This is a genomic window from Paraburkholderia lebeckiae, from assembly GCF_050436225.1.
Lineage (GTDB): Bacteria > Pseudomonadota > Gammaproteobacteria > Burkholderiales > Burkholderiaceae > Paraburkholderia > Paraburkholderia tuberum.
Genome location: NZ_JBNDLU010000001.1, coordinates 917,982 through 938,479, shown reverse-complemented (window position 1 = coordinate 938,479; position 20,498 = coordinate 917,982). Strand labels below are relative to the sequence as shown.

Annotated in this window: 22 protein-coding genes and 1 pseudogene; 19 read left to right on the top strand and 4 right to left on the bottom strand. The window is 65.0% G+C overall.

The features are described 5' to 3' along the window. The first annotated feature begins 6 nt into the window (after positions 1 to 6). Both OKW45_RS04475 and OKW45_RS04470 read left to right on the top strand, forming a co-directional pair. A complete protein-coding gene (locus OKW45_RS04475; protein ID WP_018424976.1) occupies positions 7 to 309 on the top strand; it encodes an ArsR/SmtB family transcription factor in 303 nt (100 codons plus the stop codon). 83 nt (positions 310 to 392) lie between these two features. After that, positions 393 to 1,452, top strand: a pseudogene (locus OKW45_RS04470) (alkene reductase). Positions 1,453 to 1,543: 91 nt separating this feature from the next. Here OKW45_RS04470 and OKW45_RS04465 read toward each other — a convergent pair. Next, on the bottom strand, positions 1,544 to 2,071 hold the full coding sequence (locus OKW45_RS04465) for a GNAT family N-acetyltransferase (protein WP_018424974.1): 528 nt from the start codon (positions 2,069 to 2,071) through the stop codon (positions 1,544 to 1,546). A 151-nt stretch (positions 2,072 to 2,222) separates the two neighbouring features. On the opposite strand from OKW45_RS04465, the gene OKW45_RS04460 reads away from it, so the two are divergent. The 4 genes from OKW45_RS04460 (at position 2,223) to OKW45_RS04445 (ending at position 5,470) form a co-directional block, all read left to right on the top strand. Next, positions 2,223 to 2,870, top strand: a complete 648-nt coding sequence (locus OKW45_RS04460; RefSeq protein WP_018424973.1) for a VTT domain-containing protein — start codon at positions 2,223 to 2,225, stop codon at positions 2,868 to 2,870. Between the two features lie 120 nt (positions 2,871 to 2,990). Further along, complete coding sequence (locus OKW45_RS04455) at positions 2,991 to 3,443, top strand: MarR family winged helix-turn-helix transcriptional regulator (RefSeq protein WP_429466219.1); 453 nt, start codon at positions 2,991 to 2,993, stop codon at positions 3,441 to 3,443. Between the two features lie 47 nt (positions 3,444 to 3,490). Beyond that, positions 3,491 to 4,057: an isochorismatase family protein gene (locus OKW45_RS04450; protein ID WP_018424971.1), complete on the top strand. Its 567-nt coding sequence runs from the start codon at positions 3,491 to 3,493 to the stop codon at positions 4,055 to 4,057. A 63-nt stretch (positions 4,058 to 4,120) separates the two neighbouring features. After that, positions 4,121 to 5,470, top strand: a complete 1,350-nt coding sequence (locus tag OKW45_RS04445; protein ID WP_429466217.1) for an MFS transporter — start codon at positions 4,121 to 4,123, stop codon at positions 5,468 to 5,470. A 45-nt stretch (positions 5,471 to 5,515) separates the two neighbouring features. Here OKW45_RS04445 and OKW45_RS04440 read toward each other — a convergent pair whose 3' ends face one another. Then, a complete protein-coding gene (locus OKW45_RS04440) occupies positions 5,516 to 6,472 on the bottom strand; it encodes a LysR family transcriptional regulator (protein ID WP_429466215.1) in 957 nt (318 codons plus the stop codon). 284 nt (positions 6,473 to 6,756) lie between these two features. Between OKW45_RS04440 and OKW45_RS04435 the strand changes: the two genes are divergently transcribed. The 3 genes from OKW45_RS04435 to aroQ are packed head-to-tail and all read left to right on the top strand — an operon-like array spanning position 6,757 to position 9,772. Further along, a complete protein-coding gene (locus OKW45_RS04435; protein ID WP_429466213.1) occupies positions 6,757 to 8,160 on the top strand; it encodes an MFS transporter in 1,404 nt (467 codons plus the stop codon). A gap of 51 nt (positions 8,161 to 8,211) precedes the next feature. After that, positions 8,212 to 9,282, top strand: a complete 1,071-nt coding sequence (locus OKW45_RS04430; protein WP_429466211.1) for a Gfo/Idh/MocA family protein — start codon at positions 8,212 to 8,214, stop codon at positions 9,280 to 9,282. A gap of 52 nt (positions 9,283 to 9,334) precedes the next feature. Then, positions 9,335 to 9,772, top strand: coding sequence for a type II 3-dehydroquinate dehydratase (gene aroQ / locus OKW45_RS04425; RefSeq protein ID WP_429466209.1), 438 nt, complete (start codon positions 9,335 to 9,337; stop codon positions 9,770 to 9,772). A 40-nt stretch (positions 9,773 to 9,812) separates the two neighbouring features. On the opposite strand, the gene OKW45_RS04420 is transcribed toward aroQ, so the two are convergent. Next, positions 9,813 to 10,892, bottom strand: coding sequence for a hypothetical protein (locus OKW45_RS04420; protein ID WP_429466207.1), 1,080 nt, complete (start codon positions 10,890 to 10,892; stop codon positions 9,813 to 9,815). 119 nt (positions 10,893 to 11,011) lie between these two features. Here OKW45_RS04420 and OKW45_RS04415 point away from each other — a divergent pair, with 119 nt between their 5' ends. From OKW45_RS04415 to OKW45_RS04405, 3 genes are all read left to right on the top strand, one after another. After that, positions 11,012 to 11,917, top strand: a complete 906-nt coding sequence (locus OKW45_RS04415) for a LysR substrate-binding domain-containing protein (RefSeq protein ID WP_429466205.1) — start codon at positions 11,012 to 11,014, stop codon at positions 11,915 to 11,917. 98 nt (positions 11,918 to 12,015) lie between these two features. Then, positions 12,016 to 12,690, top strand: coding sequence for an HAD-IA family hydrolase (locus tag OKW45_RS04410; RefSeq protein WP_429466203.1), 675 nt, complete (start codon positions 12,016 to 12,018; stop codon positions 12,688 to 12,690). A 34-nt stretch (positions 12,691 to 12,724) separates the two neighbouring features. Continuing rightward, on the top strand, positions 12,725 to 13,873 hold the full coding sequence (locus OKW45_RS04405; RefSeq protein ID WP_429466201.1) for a DSD1 family PLP-dependent enzyme: 1,149 nt from the start codon (positions 12,725 to 12,727) through the stop codon (positions 13,871 to 13,873). A 9-nt stretch (positions 13,874 to 13,882) separates the two neighbouring features. Here OKW45_RS04405 and hpaR read toward each other — a convergent pair whose 3' ends face one another. Continuing rightward, complete coding sequence (gene hpaR / locus OKW45_RS04400) at positions 13,883 to 14,290, bottom strand: homoprotocatechuate degradation operon regulator HpaR (RefSeq protein ID WP_018424961.1); 408 nt, start codon at positions 14,288 to 14,290, stop codon at positions 13,883 to 13,885. Positions 14,291 to 14,481: 191 nt separating this feature from the next. Between hpaR and OKW45_RS04395 the strand changes: the two genes are divergently transcribed. The 7 genes from OKW45_RS04395 (at position 14,482) to hpaI (ending at position 20,497) form a co-directional block, all read left to right on the top strand. Continuing rightward, a complete protein-coding gene (locus OKW45_RS04395) occupies positions 14,482 to 15,255 on the top strand; it encodes a fumarylacetoacetate hydrolase family protein (RefSeq protein ID WP_429466199.1) in 774 nt (257 codons plus the stop codon). After that, a complete protein-coding gene (locus tag OKW45_RS04390) occupies positions 15,252 to 16,010 on the top strand; it encodes a fumarylacetoacetate hydrolase family protein (protein ID WP_429466197.1) in 759 nt (252 codons plus the stop codon). Before OKW45_RS04395 ends, OKW45_RS04390 begins: the two co-directional genes overlap by 4 nt. A gap of 40 nt (positions 16,011 to 16,050) precedes the next feature. Next, complete coding sequence (gene hpaE / locus OKW45_RS04385; protein WP_429466195.1) at positions 16,051 to 17,508, top strand: 5-carboxymethyl-2-hydroxymuconate semialdehyde dehydrogenase; 1,458 nt, start codon at positions 16,051 to 16,053, stop codon at positions 17,506 to 17,508. 82 nt (positions 17,509 to 17,590) lie between these two features. Then, the gene (gene hpaD / locus OKW45_RS04380) at positions 17,591 to 18,454 is read left to right on the top strand and encodes a 3,4-dihydroxyphenylacetate 2,3-dioxygenase (RefSeq protein WP_429466193.1); all 864 of its coding nucleotides are present in this window, start codon (positions 17,591 to 17,593) and stop codon (positions 18,452 to 18,454) included. Positions 18,455 to 18,473: 19 nt separating this feature from the next. Next, positions 18,474 to 18,872, top strand: coding sequence for a 5-carboxymethyl-2-hydroxymuconate Delta-isomerase (locus tag OKW45_RS04375; protein ID WP_429466191.1), 399 nt, complete (start codon positions 18,474 to 18,476; stop codon positions 18,870 to 18,872). Positions 18,873 to 18,879: 7 nt separating this feature from the next. Further along, positions 18,880 to 19,683 (top strand): 2-oxo-hept-4-ene-1,7-dioate hydratase, encoded by an 804-nt coding sequence (gene hpaH / locus OKW45_RS04370; RefSeq protein WP_429466189.1) that lies wholly within the window; start codon positions 18,880 to 18,882, stop codon positions 19,681 to 19,683. Positions 19,684 to 19,693: 10 nt separating this feature from the next. Next, a complete protein-coding gene (gene hpaI / locus OKW45_RS04365; protein ID WP_429466187.1) occupies positions 19,694 to 20,497 on the top strand; it encodes a 4-hydroxy-2-oxoheptanedioate aldolase in 804 nt (267 codons plus the stop codon). Position 20,498: the final 1 nt, after the last annotated feature.

The following is a 20,498-nucleotide window of genomic DNA, read 5'->3' as shown; positions in this document are numbered from 1 at the left end:
ATCCACATGACGCCCGATTTCGACGCGATCCACAAAGCGCTGGCCAACCCGGTCCGCCGGGAGATTCTCGGCTGGCTGCGCGAGCCGCACGCGCATTTCGCCGATCAGGAGTTGCCGCTCGACCACGGCGTGTGCGCGGGCAAGATCGACTCGCGCTGTGGCCTGTCGCAGTCCACCGTGTCGGCGCACCTGGCCGCGTTGCAGCGCGCGGGTCTCGTCACGTCGAAACGGGTCGGTCAATGGGTGTTTTTCAAGCGCAACGAGCCCGTCATTCAGGCGTTCCTCGAATACATGAACACGAAGCTCTGAGCGCCGCATTCGCATCGCCGCGCTTCCTTTTTCACGCAGTTTTTTGAGGCTCGGGCCTTGCCCGCCGCCAAAGGTGAACTCTTATGCCGACTCTTTTCGATCCGCTGCAAATTGGTGATATCACGCTGCCGAACCGCATCATCATGGCGCCGCTCACGCGTCAGCGCGCCGAGGAAATCCGCGTGCCGAACGCATTGATGGCGCGCTACTACGCCGAGCGCGCGAGCGCCGGTCTGATCCTCAGCGAAGCGACGTCGGTCACGCCGCAAGGCGTCGGCTACGCCGAAACGCCGGGCATCTGGTCGCAGGAGCAGGTCGAAGGCTGGAAGCTTGTCACGCAGGCCGTGCACGACGCGGGCGGCAAGATCTTCCTGCAGCTGTGGCACGTCGGCCGTATTTCGGATCCGCTGTTCCTGAACGGCGAGCTGCCGGTCGCGCCGAGCGCGATCGCGGCGGGTGGTCACGTGAGCCTCGTGCGTCCCGAGCGTCCGTTCGTGACGCCGCGCGCGCTCGGCCTCGATGAAATCGCCGGTGTCGTCGAAGCGTTCCGCAAGGGCGCGGAAAACGCCAAGGCCGCGGGCTTCGATGGCGTCGAAGTGCACGGCGCGAACGGCTATCTGCTCGACCAGTTCCTGCAGGACAGCACCAACAAGCGTACCGATACCTACGCGCGGCCCGATCGAAAACCGCGCGCGTCTGCTGCTCGAAGTCACCGACGCGTGCATCAGCGTGTGGGGTGCAAACCGCGTCGGCGTGCATCTCGCGCCGCGCCGCGACGCGCACACGATGGGCGATTCCGATCCGGCCGCAACGTTCGGCTATGTCGCGCGCGAACTCGGCAAGCGCAAGATCGCGTTTATCGCGGCACGTGAAGCGCTCGGCGACGACCGCCTCGGCCCGCAGTTGAAGGAAGCGTTCGGCGGCCCGTATATCGCGAACGAGAAGTTCACGAAGGAAAGCGCGCAGCAGGTGCTCGACGCCGGTGAAGCGGATGCGGTGGCCTGGGGTCAGCTGTTCATCGCGAATCCGGATCTGGTGCGCCGCTTCGCTGAAGATGCGCCGCTGAACAAGCCGGTCCCGGCGACGTACTATGCGCGCGGCGAAGTCGGCTACACCGATTATCCGGCGCTCGAAACGGTGTAATCGGTAGCGACAGCGGGCTCATGTCCGCCGTATGAAATGACAAAGCGGCGGGCGTGACTGAATTCCAGTCACGCCCGCCGCTTTTTGCGCGCTAGACAAGCTCGCGCCGCATAAACACCCGTTTCGATTCATCGAGCCCGCGCGCGATATGCGCGTCGCGCCGCGCGAGCAACGCCGCGTCGAGTTCCGACGTGTCGAGATCGCGAAACCCGAGCCGCCGGTAATACGGCGCATTCCACGGCACGTCGCGATACGTCGACAGCACCAGCTGTGTCAATTGTCGCGCGCGCGCGATTCGCGCGACCTCTTCGATCAATGCCGCGCCGATACGCCTGCCCGCGTGCGAGGTCAACACATCGAGTTCCTGAACGTAGATGCGCGTCGGCTGCGGCTCGAACATCACGAAGCCCGCGCAGATCGTCTGCTGGTCGAGCGCGACGATGATCTCGCGCGCCTCGATCTTGCGCTCGACGACCTCGCGCGCCATAGGCGGCGCATCGGCAACCCCGGTCATGCCGACGCTGACGAAACGCAGGCCCGCTTCGAATTCGATGGCACGAATCGTTTCGGCTTCGTGCGACGCGGCAAAACGGAAGGTGATGGCGGAATCGTGCGACATGGCGTTGCGTCCGATGATGACCGCCCCGAGTTTGACATCGGCACCGCAACATCGACAAGCGACATATGGCAAAAACTCGCGCAAGCGCCCTGCACGCATGCTCGCGGGACTACACTCATCACATCCGAACGCCACCTGAGGCCACGCCAAGATGAACCTGATGAATGTGCTGCAGATCGCGCTGCACCTCGATCAGCACCTGAGCGCGCTGATCGTGCAGTTCGGCACGGCAATCTACGCACTGCTGTTTGTCGTCGTGTTCGTCGAATACGGTTTTCTGCCGCTGTTCTTTCTGCCCGGCGATCCGCTGATCTTCATCTGCGGCGCGCTCGCGGCCACCGGCGCATTGAACGTGTGGATCATCGCGCCCGTGCTGTTCGTCGCGACGGTGGCCGGCAGCAGCGTCGGGTACGCAATCGGCCATGCGGTCGGCGACAAGGTCTATACCCGCAACTACTACTGGCTCAATCGCGATGCGCTGCGCCGCGCCCACGTGTTCAGCGAGACGCGCGGCCGCCTGACCTTCCTGCTGTCACCGTTCATCGCCGTGGTGCGCACGTTCGCGCCGTTCGCCGCGGGCGTGTCGCGCATGACGTTCTCACGCTTCGTCGCGTTCGTCACCGCGGGCGCGGCGCTGTGGGTGGTCTCGCTGATCGCGGGCGGCTATCTGTTCGGCAACGTGCCGGTGGTGCGCGAGCATCTGAGTTCGCTGGTGTTGCTGGGCCTCGCGCTCGGCGGTGCGATGCTCGTCGGCGGAGCGGTATGGCGCTTTTTCAACCGGCGCATGCGGGCGCGCTGAGGCCATCGTGGCGACGTTTCGGCGTACGGCCTCCCGCCACCTCAAAATTTGACCCGGGCGAGATACGAAGGTAACCTTATCAGGAAACCTTCACATCACGTCATCGCACGAGTTCACCGCATGACCAAATCCCCTCCCGCAGTTACGCCGGAAGAACTTCATACGCTCGCCGAAGATCTGCGCGTGCTGGCGGGCAAGCTGCGCCGGCGTCTGCGCGAAGAGTCGCATGTCGGCGACTTCACGCCGTCGCAGGTGCAGGTGCTGAGCCTGCTGGAACGCGAAGGCCCGGCCACCGTCACCTCGCTCGCGCGTGCGCACGGCATGCGGCCGCAGTCGATGGGAGAAACGCTCGCGGTACTGAAAGCCACGGGGCTCGTCAGCGGCACGCCCGATCCTAACGATGGACGGCAGACGGTTCTGTCGCTGACACCCTCCTTTCGCAAGAAGGTCAAGGCAAGCCGCGCGGCACGCGAAGACTGGCTGTACCGCACGATTCAAACGCGTTTCACGGCAGCCGAACAGCAACAACTCGCGACGGGCGTCGACCTGCTGAAACGCCTCGTCGATTTGTAACTCGCGATTCGCGCACACGCGTCTCGCGCCACTCGCAGGAGCACTTCATGGCACTCACTACTCTCGACGCCAAAACCGCACTGGTCGTCGTCGACCTGCAGCGCGGCATCGTCGCGCTGCCCACCGCCCCCCATCCGGCCAGCGAAATCGTGGAACGCTCGGTTACGCTGCTCGACGCGTTCCGCCGCCACGGCCTGCCCGTCGTGCTCGTGAACGTCACCGCCGGCGCACCGGGCCGCACCGACCAGGGTCGCCGCTCCGCCGACTTCCCGCCCGACTTCGCCGAGCTTCTGCCCGAACTGAAGCAGCAGCCGTCGGACCATCTGGTCACGAAGCGCACGTGGGGCGCCTTCACGAACACGGACCTGGCCGCGTATCTGCAACAGCAAGGCGTCACGCAAGTGGTGCTCGTCGGTGTCGCGACCAGCATCGGCGTCGAATCGACCGCGCGCTTCGCGAGCGAGGCGGGCCTGAACGTCACGCTCGTCGTCGACGCGATGACCGATCTGAACGCCGACGCGCACACCAACAGCATCACGCGCATCTTCCCGCGCCTCGGCGAAACCGGCACGACGCGGGAAGTACTCGATCTGCTCGAACGTTCGCGCGCTTAAAGCCTGAATTGAAGCGGGCCGCTATCCGCATGCGCCCCACCCCGCGTTGAGGAAACCCCTGCCGTGAGCACCACGTTCCGTTCGCTGCGCATATTCAACTATCGTGTCTGGGCGAGCGGCGCGATCGTCTCGAACATCGGCACATGGATGCAGCGCACGGCGCAGGACTGGCTTGTGCTCACCGAGCTTACGCATCACAACGCGACGGCGGTGGGCATCGTGATGTCGCTGCAGTTCGGGCCGCAGATGCTGTTGCTGCCGCTCACCGGCTACGCGGCCGATCACTTCGACCGCCGCAAGCTGCTGTTCGCGACCCAGGCGGCAATGGGTACGCTGGCGCTCGCGCTCGGTCTGCTCACGGTCACGGGGCTCGTGCAGCTATGGCAGGTCTACGTATTCGCGGGCCTGCTCGGCTGCGTGACCGCGTTCGACTCCCCCGCACGCCAAACCTTCGTATCCGACCTCGTCGGCGAACGCGATCTCGCGAATGCCGTCGCGCTGAACTCCACGTCGTTCAACGCCGCGCGCATGCTCGGGCCAGCGGTTGCGGGTCTGTTGATCGCGTCGGTGGGCAGTGGCTGGGTGTTTCTGATCAACGCGCTTTCGTTCGTCGCCGTGCTCGGTGCACTGCGCATGCTGCGGCTGGACCAGTTACATATCAAGCCGCGCAATGTGCGCTCGCGCGGCAGCTTCGTCGAAGGCTTCAAATATGTCTGGACACGCCCCGATCTGAAGGCGGCGCTCCTGATGCTGTTCCTGATCGGCACCTTCGGCCTGAACTTCCCGATCTTCATCTCGACGATGTCCGTCACCGCGTTCCGTGCGGGCGCGGGCGAGTACGGCGTGCTCAGCTCGACGATGGCGATTGGCTCGGTCACCGGCGCTCTGCTCGCCGCGCGCCGCGCGCGGCCCACCATGGGGCTGCTGCTCGGCGCCGGCGCGATGTTCGGCGTCGGCTGCACGGCGGCTGCGCTGATGCCGAACTACGTGCTGTTCGGCATCGTGCTGATCGTGATCGGCGTGTCGACGCAGACCTTCACCACCTCGACCAATAGCCTCGTGCAACTGACCACCGAACCGGCCATGCGCGGCCGCGTGATCGCGATCCTGCTCGCGATCGCGCTCGGCGGCACACCGCTCGGCGCGCCGGTGGTCGGCTGGGTCGCCGACCGTTTCGGGCCACGCTGGGCGCTCGGCGTCGGCGCTGCATCGGGCTTCGGCGCGGCGCTCGTCGGACTTGTCTATCTGATGCGATACCGACAACTGCGTTTCTATCGCGAAGGCTGGCGCCTGCGTTACAGCATCGAAGATCCGCGGCCCGTCACGGCCACCACGGTCATTCCCGACTCCGTAACGACGGTTCAGCGTAGCGAGCTGGACGAGGCGGAAGAGGATACGGCTTCGAGCGTGTAAAAGCGCAAGCGTGTGAGCACCGGATCCAGGCAGGCGCGGCGTAGCTCAGAGTCCGCCCACGTCGCGCGTCACCAGTGCATACGGTCCGCGCGTCAGTTGCTCCCTGAGAAACTCGATGCACACCTGAATCCGTGCCGACGACGACAAACGCTCGGCCGTCACCGCCCATACATCGGCGGATTGCCGATAGTCGGGCAGCACGCGCACCAGTTCGCCCGCGCGCAGGCTCTCGGCCACGTCCCAGATCGACACCATCACGATCCCGTATCCCTCCTTCGCCCACTGCACGACGATGTCGCTCAGATTCGACGCGACCGTGCCCGTCACCTTCACGCTCCTTTCGCCATGCGGCCCGCTCAGGCGCCAGACCCCGAAGCGGTCGTCGCGGCCGCGAAACAGCAGGCAATCGTGGCCAGTCAGATCGTTGAGTTCCACCGGCGCGCCGTGCCGCTCGAGATAAGCTGGCGACGCGCACAGAATGCGCGCGCTCTCCACCATCTTGTGCGCGATCAGATGTGGCTCCTGCACTTCGCCCACGCGCACGTCGATATCGAAGTTCTCGCCGACGACATCCGCGCGCCGATCCAGCAGCTCGAGCCAGATTTCGAGCTTCGGGTGGCGCTCGCGCAGCATCGCGAGAATCGGCGAGACGTGCTTGCGGCCGAGCCGCAAACTCGTGCTGATGCGCAATAGACCGCTCAGCTCGGTGCGGCGATCGGCGAATGCGTCGGCCATCCCCTGCACGTCATCGAGAATTTTTTGCGCCCACTGCAGGGCTGCTTCGCCGTCGCTCGTCACGCTGACGCGGCGCGTGGTGCGCTGGAACAACTTCACGCCGAGACCGGCTTCGAGCATTGCGATGCGCTTGCTCACATGCGACGGGGACAGCCCCATCTCCGTGGACGCCGCGACAAAACTGCCACGCCGCGCGATATGGCAGAACAACTGCAGATCGCGCAGGAAGGATTCATTCGTGGTTGTGAGCGCATTCTGAGTTTGCATCTGGACGCATTGTGTCGGCGCATAACGCTATTACCCTAGCGCCGACGGATTGGTTGGGCAAGGGGCAGTCGTTTGAATGCCGGCTTGAATGCAATCCCCGGCGCACTCAGGCCGTGGTTAACCCGGAGTGCGCCGCGGCAGCTCGTGACACGCGTCGATCTATCCCGTTGTGCCGCACCGCGGCAACGAGACCAGGAAAATCCTGGCTTGCGCGGCGCCCGTTTAAAGGCGCCAATGATTCAGCCGTAGAAGCTGACAAAAACATTTCCCATTCAGGAGACGTCATGCAAACGAACGCATCGGCAAGCAGCGGGCATAGCTCGCAGGCGCGCAAGGCTACCGCCAGCGGCTGGATCGGCTCGGCACTCGAGTACTACGATTTCTTCATCTATGCGCAGGCCGCCGCCCTGATCTTTCCTCAGCTGTTCTTCCCTTCCGGTAATCCCAAGATCGCGATCGTCGCATCGCTCGCAACCTACGGCGTCGGCTACGTCGCGCGGCCGATCGGCGCGGTCGTGCTCGGACACTGGGGCGATACACACGGGCGCAAGAATGTACTGCTCGTCTGCATGTTCCTGATGGGGCTGTCGACGATGGCGGTCGGTCTGCTGCCGACCTATCAGCACGTCGGCTTTCTCGCGCCGGTGCTGCTCGTCGTGCTGCGACTGATCCAGGGTTTCGCGGTCGCTGGTGAAATCTCGGGCGCCAGTTCGATGATCCTCGAACACGCGCCATTCGGGCGACGCGGCTTTTACGCGAGCTTCACGCTGCAAGGCGTGCAGGCCGGCCAGATTCTGGCCGCCGCGGTCTTCCTGCCGCTCGCCTATTTCATGAACGACGCCTCGTTCAATGCGTGGGGCTGGCGCATTCCGTTCCTGCTCAGCGCGGTCGTGCTGATCGCCGGGTACATCATCCGCCGCGAAGTCGAGGAAACGCCCGCGTTCGCGAAGGAGGACGCGAGCGGCGGCGTGCCGCGCTCGCCGATCGTCGAAGCGTTCAAATACAACTGGGGCGACATGCTGCGCGTCGTGCTGTGCTCGCTGATGAACGTGATCCCGGTCGTCGCGACGATCTTCGGCGCGGCGTACGCGGTGCAGCCGTCGTACGGCATCGGCTTTTCGAAGAGCCTGTATCTGTGGATTCCGGTGATCGGCAACATCGTCGCGGTGCTGGTGATTCCGTACGTGGGCGATCTGTCCGACCGGATCGGGCGGCGTATGCCGATCATCGTCGGCTCGATCGGCGCAGGGCTGCTGTCTTTCGCGTATCTGTACGCGATCAGCATCCACAACGTGCCGCTCGCGATGGTGATGTCGATCCTGATGTGGGGCGTCATCTATCAAGGCTACAACGCGATCTTCCCGAGCTTCTATCCGGAACTGTTCCCGACCCGTTCGCGCGTCTCCGCGATGGCGATCGGCCAGAACATCGGCACGACGATCACCGCGCTGCTGCCGGCGCTGTTCGCTTACGTCGCGCCGCCGGGATCGCACAACGTGCCGCTGACGATCGGCGCGATCACGTTCGCCATCACGATCGTCTGCGCGATCGCCGCATGGAGCGCGCGTGAGAACTTCCGTGTGCGGCTTGGCGACCTCGGCGAAAAGAACGTCGTGCCGCTCGACAAGGTCAGCTACGACGCAATGCGCGCGCAGAGCATGGCCGATGCGAAAAAGGCCGCTGCTTGAGCCCGTTTGCCCTTTAACGCGTCTTGATCAGGACTTTCAGGGAACCCGCTCATGAACCGCACCCGGATCGCCGTCGCCGGCGCGGGGTACATCGGCCGCGCCCATCTGGCGGTCGCGCAACAAAGCGACGCGTGCACGCTGTCGGCGATCGTCGACCCGTCGCCCGCCGCCGCCGCGCTCGCGGCCGAGGCGGGCGTGCCGCTCTTCCGCACGCTCGACGAACTGTTCGAACGCGATCGCCCGGACGGCGTGATTCTCGCGACGCCGAACCAGCTGCACGTCGAACACGCGTCGCGTTGCCTCGCGGCGCGCGTGCCGACGCTGCTCGAAAAGCCGATCGCGCCGAGCGTCGACGAAGCGGCAACGCTCGCCGCCGACGCAGCGCGCAGCGGCGTGCCGCTGCTGATCGGCCATCATCGCGCGCACAGCCCGATCATGGCGCGCGCGCGGCAGCTGATCGACGAGGGCCGGCTCGGCAAGCTGGTCGCGGTGATGGGCAGCGCGGTGTTCTTCAAACCCGACGAGTACTTCGCCGATGCCGACTGGCGGCGTCAGCCCGGCGGCGGTCCGATCCTGCTGAACATGATTCACGAGGTGCACAACCTGCGCATGCTGTGCGGTGACATCGTCGCCGTGCAGGCTTTCTCGTCACATGCGACGCGCGGATTTCCGGTCGAGGATACGGTTGCGATCAACCTGCGTTTCGCGAACGGCGCGCTCGGCAGCTTCATGCTGTCCGATACCGTCGCGAGCGCGCGCAGTTGGGAGCAAACGTCACAAGAGAACAAGGCCTATCCGTCGTACCCGGACGAAGACTGCTACGTGATCGCGGGCACGTTCGGCTCGCTCGCGGTACCGACGATGCGCCTGAAGACCTACGCCAAAGCCGCGGACCGCTCGTGGTGGAAGCCATTCGACGTCAGCGTCGCCGACATGACGCGCGACGATCCGCTGAAGCTGCAACTCGAGCATTTCGTGCGCGTCATTCACGGCAAGGAGCCGCCGCTCGTCAGCGCGCAGGACGGCTTGCGGAATCTGCGTATCACCGAGGCGATCGTCGAAGCGGCCCGCACCGGCGCGGTCGTCGATACGACGCGCGCCGTCGCGGCGGCCGTCCGCTAAAACAATCTGAAGTCGCGTCGAGACTACTCAGTAGCTTACTCAGGATGACTCTATGAAATCGTTCGTGATGCTGCATGGCATCAACCACAACATGTTCGGCAAGCGCGACCCCGCGCAATACGGCACGATCACCCTCGAAGAAATCGACGCGCGCCTGCGCGCGCTCGGCGATGAGCTCGGCGTGCGGGTCGAGAGCTTTCAGACCAATAGCGAGGCGGCGATGTGCGAGCGCATCCACCAGGCGTTCACCGACAACGCCGATGGCGTGCTGATCAACGCCGGCGCATGGACGCACTACAGCTACGGCATTCGCGATGCACTCGCGATCCTGACCGTGCCGGTGGTCGAAATCCACATGTCGAACATTCACGCGCGCGAAGCGTTCCGGCATCGGTCGGTGTTCGCGGAGATCGTCAAAGGACAGATTTGCGGTTTCGGCGTGGACAGCTATCTGCTCGGGCTGCGCGCGGCGGTATCGGCGGCGGGCTAGCCACGGGAATGCGCCGCGCGGCGCTGGCCTCGCACGGCGGCTAGCGCCATGTTTCGGTCAACTCGTTGGCCAGCACCATCTTCTGGCGCACCGCCTCGACGAAGGCCGCGTCGATGCCCGCCTGCGCCTTCAGGAATTTAAGCGCGGCGGAATGCACGGCGCGCAACGCGCCGCCGTCGATGCCCGTCATACGCGCCGCGCTGCGGCGCGTTTCCTCGACCAGATCGCGCGCGCTCGTGAAATCGGGCGACAAGCCGCATTGCGCGTCGAACGCGGCGCGCAGACCGGCCGCGTAGTCGCGCGACTCGCCGAGCCGCTCCATATCGATCAGCAAATCAACGCCCTCGCCCATGCGCAGTGCGCAGAGAATCCACAACGCAATGAACGCTCGATACGCGTTGTCGCTGTCCACCGTGCGCGCGAATTGCTCGCAGGCGACGGCATACGCGTCATCGGGCATCGACGGTAGCGGCGGCAGGCGTACGCCGCACACGCCGATCGCTTCGCGCACCAGCGGGTCCATCTGATTCAGACCGAGCACGCGAAACGGCGCGGCGACAAAGAACGCATTGCTCCACTGCTGCCGCAGCATCCAACCCGATGCGAACTGCGATGCGGGATTGCGCAGCACGCCCACGTGCAGCGCCTCGGCAAACGCGCGCTTCAGCCACGGCAGACGACCGCCCGTGCGGCAAAACTTGAAGACGGGCACGCGGCCCCGCTCGATCGTGTGCTCGCTCAGCGCGCGCAGATAGGCCTGCAGTGAAGGGAATGTCGCATCGGGCGCGCGCGTGAAGCGATCGATGCTGAAGCGCCGATCGTAACCCGCCACGCCGCGCGCATCTTCGCGCAGAAACGGGCGGTATTCGTCGAAGTATGGTGCGGCGAGCGGCGGGTGCCCCGAGGTCAAGGTCGGCCGCGAGGCGGGCACGTCGGCGAGTTTGAGATCGGCGAGCACATTGCTGAGCGGCTCGTAAAACCCGGCCGCGCGCTCGTGTTCGCGCAGCCGCGACCACACCCACGTCCCCGCGCTGCGCCAGCCCGTGTGCAGAAAAACCGCCTGTTTCAGCGGAGTATTGGGCGCGGCGTCGTACGCGGACGACTCATGAGGCAACGGCATGGGACTTCTCTTCCAATGATTGAATCAATAGACCGGAAGCGCCACTTTACCCTGTGAACGAGCGGGACGCATTATGCTGCGAGATTCCCCGCTTGCGCCATTGCACCCGCCTCGCACCCATGAACGATTCGGCCGATATCCGCTTCCTGCTCACGCTGCGCGCGAGCGGCAGCCTGATCGCCGCCGCGCGCCGACTCGCGCTGTCGCCGTCGGCGGTCACGCAGCGCCTGCAGCAACTCGAAAAGAAGCTCGGCACGCAGCTCGTGAACCGCAGCGCGCGCCGTCTGCAATTCACCGACGAAGGCCTGCTGCTGTGCGAGCGCGGCGCCGAACTGATCGCGCAGTTCGACGCGTTGTTCGACGATCTGCAAACGCGCCGCGGCGGCCTCGTCGGCACGCTGAAGATCAATGCGCCGCTCGGTTTCGGACGACGCCATCTGGCGCCGCTGATCGGCGAGTTCCAGCAGCAGAACCCTGACATCGACGTCGCGCTGACGCTGTCCGACCGGCCGTTGACCGAAACGCTCGACCGCTTCGATATTGTTTTGCATATCGGCGAGCTGCCGCCGTCGAACCTGGTCGGCTACACGATCGCGCCGAACGCGCGCTTCGTCTGCGCCGCGCCCGCGCTCGTCAAGCGAATCGGCCAGCCCGAATCGCCGGATGCGTTGAGCCGGCTGCCGTGCATCGTGCTGCGCGAAAACAATGAGGACGTGTCACTCTGGCAGTTCAGCAAAGGCCGCACGCGCCGCAGCGTGCGCGTGTCCGCGCATCTGAGTTGCAACGACGGTGACGTGATCCGCCAATGGGCCTGCGAGGGACGCGGCGTGATTCTGCGCTCCGAATGGGACGTCGCCGAGGATCTTGCGAAGGGCAAACTCGTGCGTCTGCTGCCGGGCTGGAAAGCGCCGGACGCGAACGTGATCGCGCTCACGCATCAGCGGGCGGGACTGCCCGCGCGCACACGCCATTTCATGCAGTATCTGCAAAGCCGCTTCAGGCCGCTGCCACCGTGGCGGCGATGATTCAGTCGATCTGAATCTAAGAGTCAACCTGTCTGAACGCTGGCGTACTATCGAAAACCTATAATTGACTCATCCTCAACAGCCGGCCCCATGCAATCATGACTGCCGCCGCCCATTCCACCGACACCCCCGCCTACCCCGACGCGGTCCTGTTCGACCTGCTAACCGCCCTGCTCGACTCGTGGACCTCATGGAACCGTGCGGCAGGCTCCGACGAAGCGGGCCGCGCATGGCGGGCCGCCTATCTGCGTCTGACATACGGCTGCGGCCGCTACGTTCCCTACGAACAACTGGTGCGCGAGGCCGCCACGCAACTCGGTCTGTCCGAATCGGCCGCGAACGCGCTCCAGGCGAACTGGCTGAACCTGACGCCGTGGCCCGGCGCGCCCGGTGCGTTGCGCGCGCTCGCGCCGCACTGCAAGCTCGCGGTCGTCACCAATTGCTCGACGCGGCTTGGCTCGCAGGCGGCCGCGCTCATGCCCGTGCGCTGGGACGCGATCGTGACCGCCGAGGAAGCCGGCTTCTACAAGCCGGACCCGCAACCGTACCGCCTCGCGCTCGACAAGCTCGGCGTCGAGCCGCGGCGCGCCGCGTTCGTCGCCGGATCGAGCTACGACATGTTCGGCACCGCGGCCGTCGGCTTCCGGACTTACTGGCACAACCACGTCGGCTTGCCGCTCGTCACGGGAGCGCAGGCGCCCGAGGTCGAAGCGGCATCGCTCGATGGGCTGGTGCCGTGGCTCGCAGGCTTTGGCCACAATCGTTGTCACTGAACCTCCACCCTCACCCCGCTCCTCAGGTGCAAGCATGAAACTCGAACAGATCGAAACCCCGGCCGCGCTGATCGACGTCGCGCGGATGCAGAAGAACATCGCGCGGATGCAGGGGCGGATGAATGCGCTCGGCGTCGCGTTCCGGCCGCACGTGAAGACCACCAAGTGCATCGACGTCGTGCGCGCGCAGATCGCCGCCGGCGCGCGCGGCATCACGGTGTCGACGCTGAAGGAAGCGGAAGCGTTCTTCGCGGCCGGCATCGACGACATCCTGTACGCGGTCAGCATGGTTCCGTCGAAGCTGCCGCGCGCGCTCGCGCTGCGCCGCCAGGGGTGCGATCTGAAGCTCGTGGTCGATAATCCGACCGCCGCCGCGGCGATTGCCGCGTTCGGCGACCAGCACGGCGAATCGTTCGAGGTCTGGATCGAGGTCGATACGGACGGACATCGCTCGGGCATCCAGCCCGAACAGCAGACGCTGCTCGACGTCGGGCGGATTCTGCACGAGAACGGCGTGAAGGTCGGTGGCGTGATGACCCATGCGGGTTCGAGCTACGAGTTGAATACACCTGAAGCGCTCGCCGCGCTCGCGGAGCAGGAGCGCGCGGGCTGCGTGCGCGCCGCCGAGCGGTTGCACGAAGCGGGCATCGAATGCCCGGCCGTCAGCGTCGGTTCGACGCCAACCGCGCTCGCCGCGCGGCATCTCGAAGACGTCACCGAGGTGCGCGCGGGTGTCTACGTGCTGTTCGATCTGGTCATGCACAACGTGGGCGTTTGCACGCTCGACGACATCGCGCTTAGCGTACTCACGACCGTGATCGGTCATCAGGAAGACAAAGGCTGGGCGATTCTCGACGCGGGCTGGATGGCGTTAAGCCGTGATCGCGGTACGTCGCGGCAGTCGCACGATTTCGGCTATGGGCAGCCGTGTTTGCTCAATGGCACGTTGCTGCCGGACTATGTCGTGAGCGGCGCCAATCAGGAGCATGGGATTCTTGCGGCGGTTCCGGCCGATGCGCAAGCCAACGCACAGACCGACGACATCGCGCAGCGCTTTCCGATCGGTATGAAACTGCGCATCCTGCCGAACCACGCTTGTGCGACCGGCGCGCAGTTCCCTGAGTATCACGCGGTTGCGCCGGACGGCAGCAGCGTCGAATGGCAGCGGTTTTACGGCTGGTAGGTCGGCGCGTCACTCATCCTCTTCCGACAACCCCGCCAACAGATCGTCGACCGCGCGATACACGCGCTCGACGATCTCCGGTCCCACCTTGCGCTCGAGTTCGCGATAGTGCGCCTCGAGATCCTTCGAAATCACGCGCACCAGTTCAACGCTCGTATCGGTCAGCGACACGAGCACGCGCCGCTGATCCTCCGCGAAACGTTCTTTCGTCACGAGTTCCATGCTCTCCATGCGCGCGAGCACGCCGGCCATGCTCGGGCTCGAAATCGTGCAGATGTCGGAGATGTGGCGCGGCTCCATCGGGCCGTGCTCGTTGAGCGCGCGAATCACGCGCCATTGCTGCTCGGTGAGTCCATGCGCGGTGATCAACGGACGAAAACGCTCCATCATTTTTTCGCGGGCGCGTAACAACAGCATCGGCAAATTGCGGTGCAAAACTCGGGTGGACGCAGCGGACATGGTGGCAAGGAATCAGAAAAAAACAGCTGTCGAAGCTTACGGGAAAACCCGCGATCAACCGGCAGCCTATTGACCGTCAATGATATCAAGCGGGATACTACTAACATCTTAGTGTTTTCGCCAAACTTTCGCCACGAGGCTGCGCATTCATGTTTGCCTTTGCCGATCATCTGCTGCATCCCGAAGGCGACGCGCTGCCTCGCGACGTGGACGCGCACACCGCGGCCGCGTTGCTGGCACGCGGCGTTGCGTGTCGCGCGCCAGTCGGCGGCGCCGTGTACGGCACCCTGCTGAACGATCGCGCCGCCTTGAACGCGCTGGGCGACGCAGTGCATGCGGCACCGTACAAGGCGCCGCCGAAAGCGCCGATTCTGTATCTGAAGCCGCGCAACACGCTGGCCGGGCATCGGGCGCGCGTGGTCGTGCCGGATAACACGCTCGGCGTCGAGGTCGGCGCGTCACTCGGCATCGTGATCGGCCGTACCGCGACGCGCGTCGGCGTCGAGCGCGCGGCGGACTACATCGCCGGCTATACGCTGGTCGGCGATCTGAGCGTGCCGCATACCAACGTGTATCGCCCGAACGTGCGATTGCGCGGACGCGACGGCTTCTGCGTGATCGGACCGGCGCTCGTCGCCGCGCGCCACGTCGCGGCGCCGGATCGGCTCGACATCGCCGTCTCGCTGAACCGCGCCGAACCGTTCACGGCAAGCACCGCAACGTCGGTGCGCAACATCGCGCAATTGCTCGCCGACGTCACCGATTTCATGACGCTGAACGCGGGCGACGTGCTCACGCTCGGCGTCCCGCACGGCTCGCCGGTCGCGCATGTCGGCGATACGGCCACGCTGTCGATCGGCACGCTGCCGCCCTTGACCATATCGTTCATCGGCATGGATCAACGCAACGGAGAACCGTCATGATGCGCGGCCGCGTCGCCTATGCGGGAGCGATTCACGAAGCGTATCCGCACGAGCAGGGTGTCCGCCTCGCCGACGGCCGCGTGCGTCGCGAGGACGAAGTAGTCTGGCTTGCGCCGATCGAAGTCGGCACGATCTTCGCGCTCGGCCTGAACTACGCCGAGCACGCGAAGGAATTGCAGTTCAGCAAACAGGAAGAACCGCTGGTGTTTCTGAAAGGACCCGGCACGGTGCTCGGCCATCGCGGCGTCGCGCGTCGCCCGGCCGACGTCACGTTCATGCACTACGAGTGCGAGCTCGCGGTCGTGATCGGGCGAACGGCGCAAAACGTCGCGCGTGAAGACGCCATGCAGCACGTGGCGGGCTACATGATCGCGAACGACTACGCGATTCGCGACTACCTCGAAAATTACTATCGCCCGAATCTGCGCGTGAAGAATCGCGACGGCGGCACGGTGCTCGGCCCCTGGTTCGTCGACGCCGCCGACATCGCCGACGTCACGCAGCTCGAGCTGCGCACGTTCGTCAACGGCACGCGTCAGCAATGCGGCAATACGCGCGATCTCGTCACCGGCATTCCCGCACTGATCGAATACCTGAGCGGCTTCATGACGCTCGCGCCCGGCGACGTGATCCTGACCGGCACGCCCGAAGGCATCGTCAACGTCAACACGGGCGACGAAGTCGTCTGCGAAATCGACGGCCTCGGCCGTCTCGTCAACACGATCGCCTCGGACGCGGACTTCGGCCGCGTCTGATGGACAGCAAAAACCCACCGAACAGCGAAAGGACAAGGCAATGCCGATCGACCATCTGATCAACGGTGAGGCGTGCACCTCGAGTGACTACTTCGAAACCGTCAACCCGGCCACCCAGGAAGTGCTCGCCGAGGTCGCACGCGGCGGCGCGAAGGAGATCGATGCGGCCGTGCAAGCGGCCAAAGGCGCCTTCCCCGCCTGGGCCGCGAAACCCGCCGCGCAACGCGCGAAGCTGATCCGCAAACTCGGCGAGCTGATCACGAAGCACGTGCCGGAAATCTCGGAGACCGAAACGAAGGACACCGGCCAGACGATCTCGCAGACGCGCAAGCAGCTGGTGCCGCGCGCGGCCGACAACTTCAGCTATTTCGCGGAGATGTGCACGCGCGTCGACGGCCACACGTACCCGACCGACTCGCATCTGAACTACACGCTGTTTCATCCGGTCGGCGTGTGCGCGCTAATCTCGCCGTGGAACGTGCCGTTCATGACGGCCACCTGGAAGGTGGCGCCCTGCCTCGCGTTCGGCAACACCGCTGTGCTGAAGATGAGCGAGCTGTCGCCGCTGAGCGCCTCGATGCTCGGCAAGCTCGCGCTCGAAGCGGGCATCCCGGCGGGCGTGCTGAACGTCGTGCACGGCTATGGCAAGGAAGCGGGCGAGCCACTCGTCGCGCATCGCGACGTGCGCGCGGTGTCGTTCACCGGGTCGACCGCGACCGGCAATCGCATCGTGCAAACCGCGGGCCTGAAGAAGTTCTCGATGGAGCTTGGCGGCAAGTCGCCGTTCGTGATCTTCGACGACGCCGACTTCGAACGCGCGCTCGATGCCGCTGTGTTCATGATCTTCTCCAACAATGGCGAGCGCTGCACCGCGGGCTCGCGCATTCTCGTGCAGCGCTCCATTTACGCGCGGTTTGCCGAGCGCTTCGTCGAGCGCGCGAAGCGTCTGACGGTTGGCGATCCGCTCGCGGACAGCACGATCGTCGGCCCGATGATCAGCCAGGGGCATCTCGCCAAAGTGCGCAGCTATGTCGAACTCGGCCCGAAGGAAGGTGCCACGCTTGCGTGCGGCGGGCTCGATACGCCCGAGTTGCCCGACGCCTTGCGTCACGGCAATTTCGTCACGCCGACCGTGTTCGTCGATGTCGACAACCGTATGCGCATCGCGCAGGAAGAGATCTTCGGACCGGTCGCGTGCCTGATTCCGTTCGACGATGAAGCCGAGGCGATCCGTCTCGCCAACGATATTTCGTATGGTCTGTCGAGCTATATCTGGACCGAGAACACGGGCCGCGCGTTGCGCGTGGCGGCCGCCGTCGAAGCCGGCATGTGCTTCGTGAACAGCCAGAACGTGCGCGATCTGCGTCAGCCGTTCGGCGGCACGAAGGCGTCGGGTGTGGGCCGTGAAGGCGGGACGTGGAGTTATGAAGTGTTCCTCGAACCGAAGAACGTCTGCGTGTCGCTCGGCTCGCATCATATTCCGCGCTGGGGCATTTAATCGCGACGTCAAACGAAATTGCTAAAGCATGGGACCGGAGTAAGAGCTGACGCTCTAACGCCGGTCGACACTGGAGACCGCGATGGGCAAACTCGCGTTGGCAGCAAAAGTTACACACGTGCCGTCGTTGTATTTATCCGAGCTCGACGGTCCGCACAAGGGTTGCCGTCAGGCCGCGATCGACGGACATCATGAAATCAGCCGACGCTGCCGCGAACTTGGCGTCGATACGATCGTCGTGTTCGACGTGCACTGGCTAGTGAATAGCGAATACCACATCAATTGCGCGCCGAAGTTCGAAGGCGTGTACACGAGCAACGAGCTGCCGCATTTCATCAGAAACATGCCGTACGCGTATCCGGGCAATGTCGGGCTCGGTCAGCTGATCGCGGAAGTCGCCAACGAAATGGGCGTGAAAAGCCGCGCGCACAGCGAGACCACGCTCGAGCTCGAATACGGCACGCTGGTGCCGATGCGCTATATGAACGGCGATCAGCACTTCAAGGCGGTGTCGGTTGCGGGCTGGTGCATGTGGCACGACCTCGCGACCAGCGCGCGTTTCGGCCTCGCGGTACGCAAGGCCATCGAAGAACGCTACGACGGTACCGTGGCCATTCTCGCGAGCGGCTCGCTGTCGCATCACTTCGCGAACAACGGCACCGCCGAGCAGTTCATGCACAAAGTCTGGAGCCCGTTCCTCGAACAGATGGATCGCAGCGTGGTTCGCATGTGGGAAGCCGGCGACTGGAAGACCTTCTGCGAAATGCTGCCGCTCTACAACGAGAAATGTTGGGGCGAAGGCGGCATGCACGATACCGCGATGCTTCTCGGTGCGCTCGGCTGGGATCGTTACGACGGCAAGGTCGAAGTCGTCACGCCTTATTTCGGCAGTTCGGGCACCGGCCAGATCAACGCGATCTTCCCGGTCACGCCGCTACCCGTCTGACATTCGCGAAGGTATCGCCATGCCTCACTTGACACTCGAATACAGCGCCAACCTCGCGGACGCGCAACGCCTCGGCGAACTATGCAAAGACCTCGCGCAGTGCCTCGACGCGCAGCGCGATAACGGCGAGCGCGTCTATCCGCTCGGCGGCATCCGCGTGCGCGCGCTGCGCTGCGACCAGTACTGCATCGCCGATGGGCGGCCCGACGCCGCGTTCCTGCACGCCAATCTGAAGATCGGCGCGGGCCGCCCGGAGGTCGTCAAGAAGGCGACCGGCGACGCGCTGTTCGCGCTGATCAAGCAGCGCTTCGCCACTGAGTTCGAACGGCAGGGGCTCGCGTTGTCGCTCGAAATCAACGAGTTCAGCGAAGCGGGCACCTGGAAGCACAACAATCTGCACGCGCGGTTCAAGGGCTGACATCAGCATGCTAGACGAACAAACCATTCGCGACCTCGCCGCGCAACTCGATCGCGCGGAAAAGACCCGCACGCAGCTGCGCCATTTTTCCGCGCAGTACCCAGAGATGACCGTACAGGACGGCTACGCGATACAACGCGAGTGGGTCAAGCTGAAACTCGCCGAAGGCCACGTAATCAAGGGCAGGAAGATCGGCCTGACGTCGCGCGCGATGCAGCGCTCGTCGCAGATCGACGAACCGGACTACGCGCCACTGCTCGACAGCATGTTCATCGAAAGCGGCCAGGACATTCGCGTGGATCGCTTCATCGCGCCGCGCGTCGAAGTAGAACTCGCGTTCGTGCTGAACAAACCGCTGAAGGGCCCCGGCGTCACGCTGTTCGAGGTGCTCGACGCGACTGCGTACGTGAGCCCGGCTGTCGAAATCATCGACGCGCGCATCGAGCAGTTCGATCGCGAAACACGCTCGCCGCGCAAGGTCCATGACACGATCTCCGACTTCGCCGCGAACGCGGGCGTCGTGCTCGGCGGCCGGCCGGTGCGTCCGCTCGACGTCGACCTGCGCTGGGTCGGCGCGTTGCTGTACAGGAACGGCGCGGTCGAGGAAAGCGGGCTCGCGGCGGCGGTGCTCAACCATCCGGCCACCGGCGTCGCGTGGCTCGCCAACAAAATTGCTCCGCATGACGAATCATTGAATGCGGGCGACGTGATCCTGAGCGGCTCGTTCACGAGCCCGATTCCCGCCCGCGCGGGCGACACGTTCCACATCGACTATGGCCCGCTCGGCGGCATCGGTTTGAATTTCATCTGAACGCATCAATATGTCCTTGCCAAAAAACGCCTTCAAACGCGCGCTCGCCGAAGGCAGACCGCAGTTCGGCCTGTGGGCCGCGCTCGCCGACGCCTACGTGACCGAGCTGCTCGCCACCGCCGGCTTCGACTGGCTGCTGATCGACAACGAGCACGCACCGAACGACGTACGCAGCACGCTGTCGCAATTGCAGGCGGTCGCCGCGTATCCGTCGCATCCGGTCGTGCGGCCGGTGCGCAGCGACGCCGCGCTGATCAAGCAGTTGCTCGACATCGGCGCGCAAACGCTGCTGCTGCCAATGATCGACACGGCCGCGCAAGCGCTCGATGCGGTCGCCGCCACGCGTTATCCGCCGCAAGGCATTCGCGGCGTCGGCAGCGCGCTCGCGCGTGCGTCGCGCTGGAATCGCGTGCCCGACTATCTGGACACCGCCGCCGACGAACTGTGCGTGATCGTGCAGGCGGAGACCGTGCAGAGCCTCGACAATCTCGTGGAAATCGCGCATGTGGATGGCGTCGATGGCGTGTTTTTCGGGCCGTCGGATCTGAGCGCGTCGATGGGATTGCTCGGCAAGCCGGGCGACGCGCGCGTGCGCGACGCGATTCGCCACGGCATCGACACCGTGCGCACCGCTGGCAAGGCAGCGGGCGTGCTCGCCCCTGATGCCGCGCTGGCGGCCGAATATCTGGCGGCGGGCGCGACCTTCGTCGCGGTCGGCACGGACACCGGCTTGCTGAGCCGCGCGGCCGCGGACCTCGCCGCGTCGTACAAGAACCTGGCGGCGAGCGCGCCACAGGTCAAAGGCGGGTATTGAA

Excerpts from the sequence above, each read along its gene's own strand:
- OKW45_RS04475 (WP_018424976.1), top strand. The coding sequence starts at position 7 with ATGACGCCCGATTTCGACGCGATCCACAAAGCGCTGGCCAACCCGGTC.
- OKW45_RS04465 (WP_018424974.1), bottom strand. The coding sequence starts at position 2,071 with ATGTCGCACGATTCCGCCATCACCTTCCGTTTTGCCGCGTCGCACGAA.
- OKW45_RS04460 (WP_018424973.1), top strand. The coding sequence starts at position 2,223 with ATGAACCTGATGAATGTGCTGCAGATCGCGCTGCACCTCGATCAGCAC.
- OKW45_RS04455 (WP_429466219.1), top strand. The coding sequence starts at position 2,991 with ATGACCAAATCCCCTCCCGCAGTTACGCCGGAAGAACTTCATACGCTC.
- OKW45_RS04450 (WP_018424971.1), top strand. The coding sequence starts at position 3,491 with ATGGCACTCACTACTCTCGACGCCAAAACCGCACTGGTCGTCGTCGAC.
- OKW45_RS04440 (WP_429466215.1), bottom strand. The coding sequence starts at position 6,472 with ATGCAAACTCAGAATGCGCTCACAACCACGAATGAATCCTTCCTGCGC.
- OKW45_RS04435 (WP_429466213.1), top strand. The coding sequence starts at position 6,757 with ATGCAAACGAACGCATCGGCAAGCAGCGGGCATAGCTCGCAGGCGCGC.
- OKW45_RS04430 (WP_429466211.1), top strand. The coding sequence starts at position 8,212 with ATGAACCGCACCCGGATCGCCGTCGCCGGCGCGGGGTACATCGGCCGC.
- aroQ (WP_429466209.1), top strand. The coding sequence starts at position 9,335 with ATGAAATCGTTCGTGATGCTGCATGGCATCAACCACAACATGTTCGGC.
- OKW45_RS04420 (WP_429466207.1), bottom strand. The coding sequence starts at position 10,892 with ATGCCGTTGCCTCATGAGTCGTCCGCGTACGACGCCGCGCCCAATACT.
- OKW45_RS04415 (WP_429466205.1), top strand. The coding sequence starts at position 11,012 with ATGAACGATTCGGCCGATATCCGCTTCCTGCTCACGCTGCGCGCGAGC.
- OKW45_RS04410 (WP_429466203.1), top strand. The coding sequence starts at position 12,016 with ATGACTGCCGCCGCCCATTCCACCGACACCCCCGCCTACCCCGACGCG.
- OKW45_RS04405 (WP_429466201.1), top strand. The coding sequence starts at position 12,725 with ATGAAACTCGAACAGATCGAAACCCCGGCCGCGCTGATCGACGTCGCG.
- hpaR (WP_018424961.1), bottom strand. The coding sequence starts at position 14,290 with ATGCTGTTGTTACGCGCCCGCGAAAAAATGATGGAGCGTTTTCGTCCG.
- OKW45_RS04395 (WP_429466199.1), top strand. The coding sequence starts at position 14,482 with ATGTTTGCCTTTGCCGATCATCTGCTGCATCCCGAAGGCGACGCGCTG.
- OKW45_RS04390 (WP_429466197.1), top strand. The coding sequence starts at position 15,252 with ATGATGCGCGGCCGCGTCGCCTATGCGGGAGCGATTCACGAAGCGTAT.
- hpaE (WP_429466195.1), top strand. The coding sequence starts at position 16,051 with ATGCCGATCGACCATCTGATCAACGGTGAGGCGTGCACCTCGAGTGAC.
- hpaD (WP_429466193.1), top strand. The coding sequence starts at position 17,591 with ATGGGCAAACTCGCGTTGGCAGCAAAAGTTACACACGTGCCGTCGTTG.
- OKW45_RS04375 (WP_429466191.1), top strand. The coding sequence starts at position 18,474 with ATGCCTCACTTGACACTCGAATACAGCGCCAACCTCGCGGACGCGCAA.
- hpaH (WP_429466189.1), top strand. The coding sequence starts at position 18,880 with ATGCTAGACGAACAAACCATTCGCGACCTCGCCGCGCAACTCGATCGC.
- hpaI (WP_429466187.1), top strand. The coding sequence starts at position 19,694 with ATGTCCTTGCCAAAAAACGCCTTCAAACGCGCGCTCGCCGAAGGCAGA.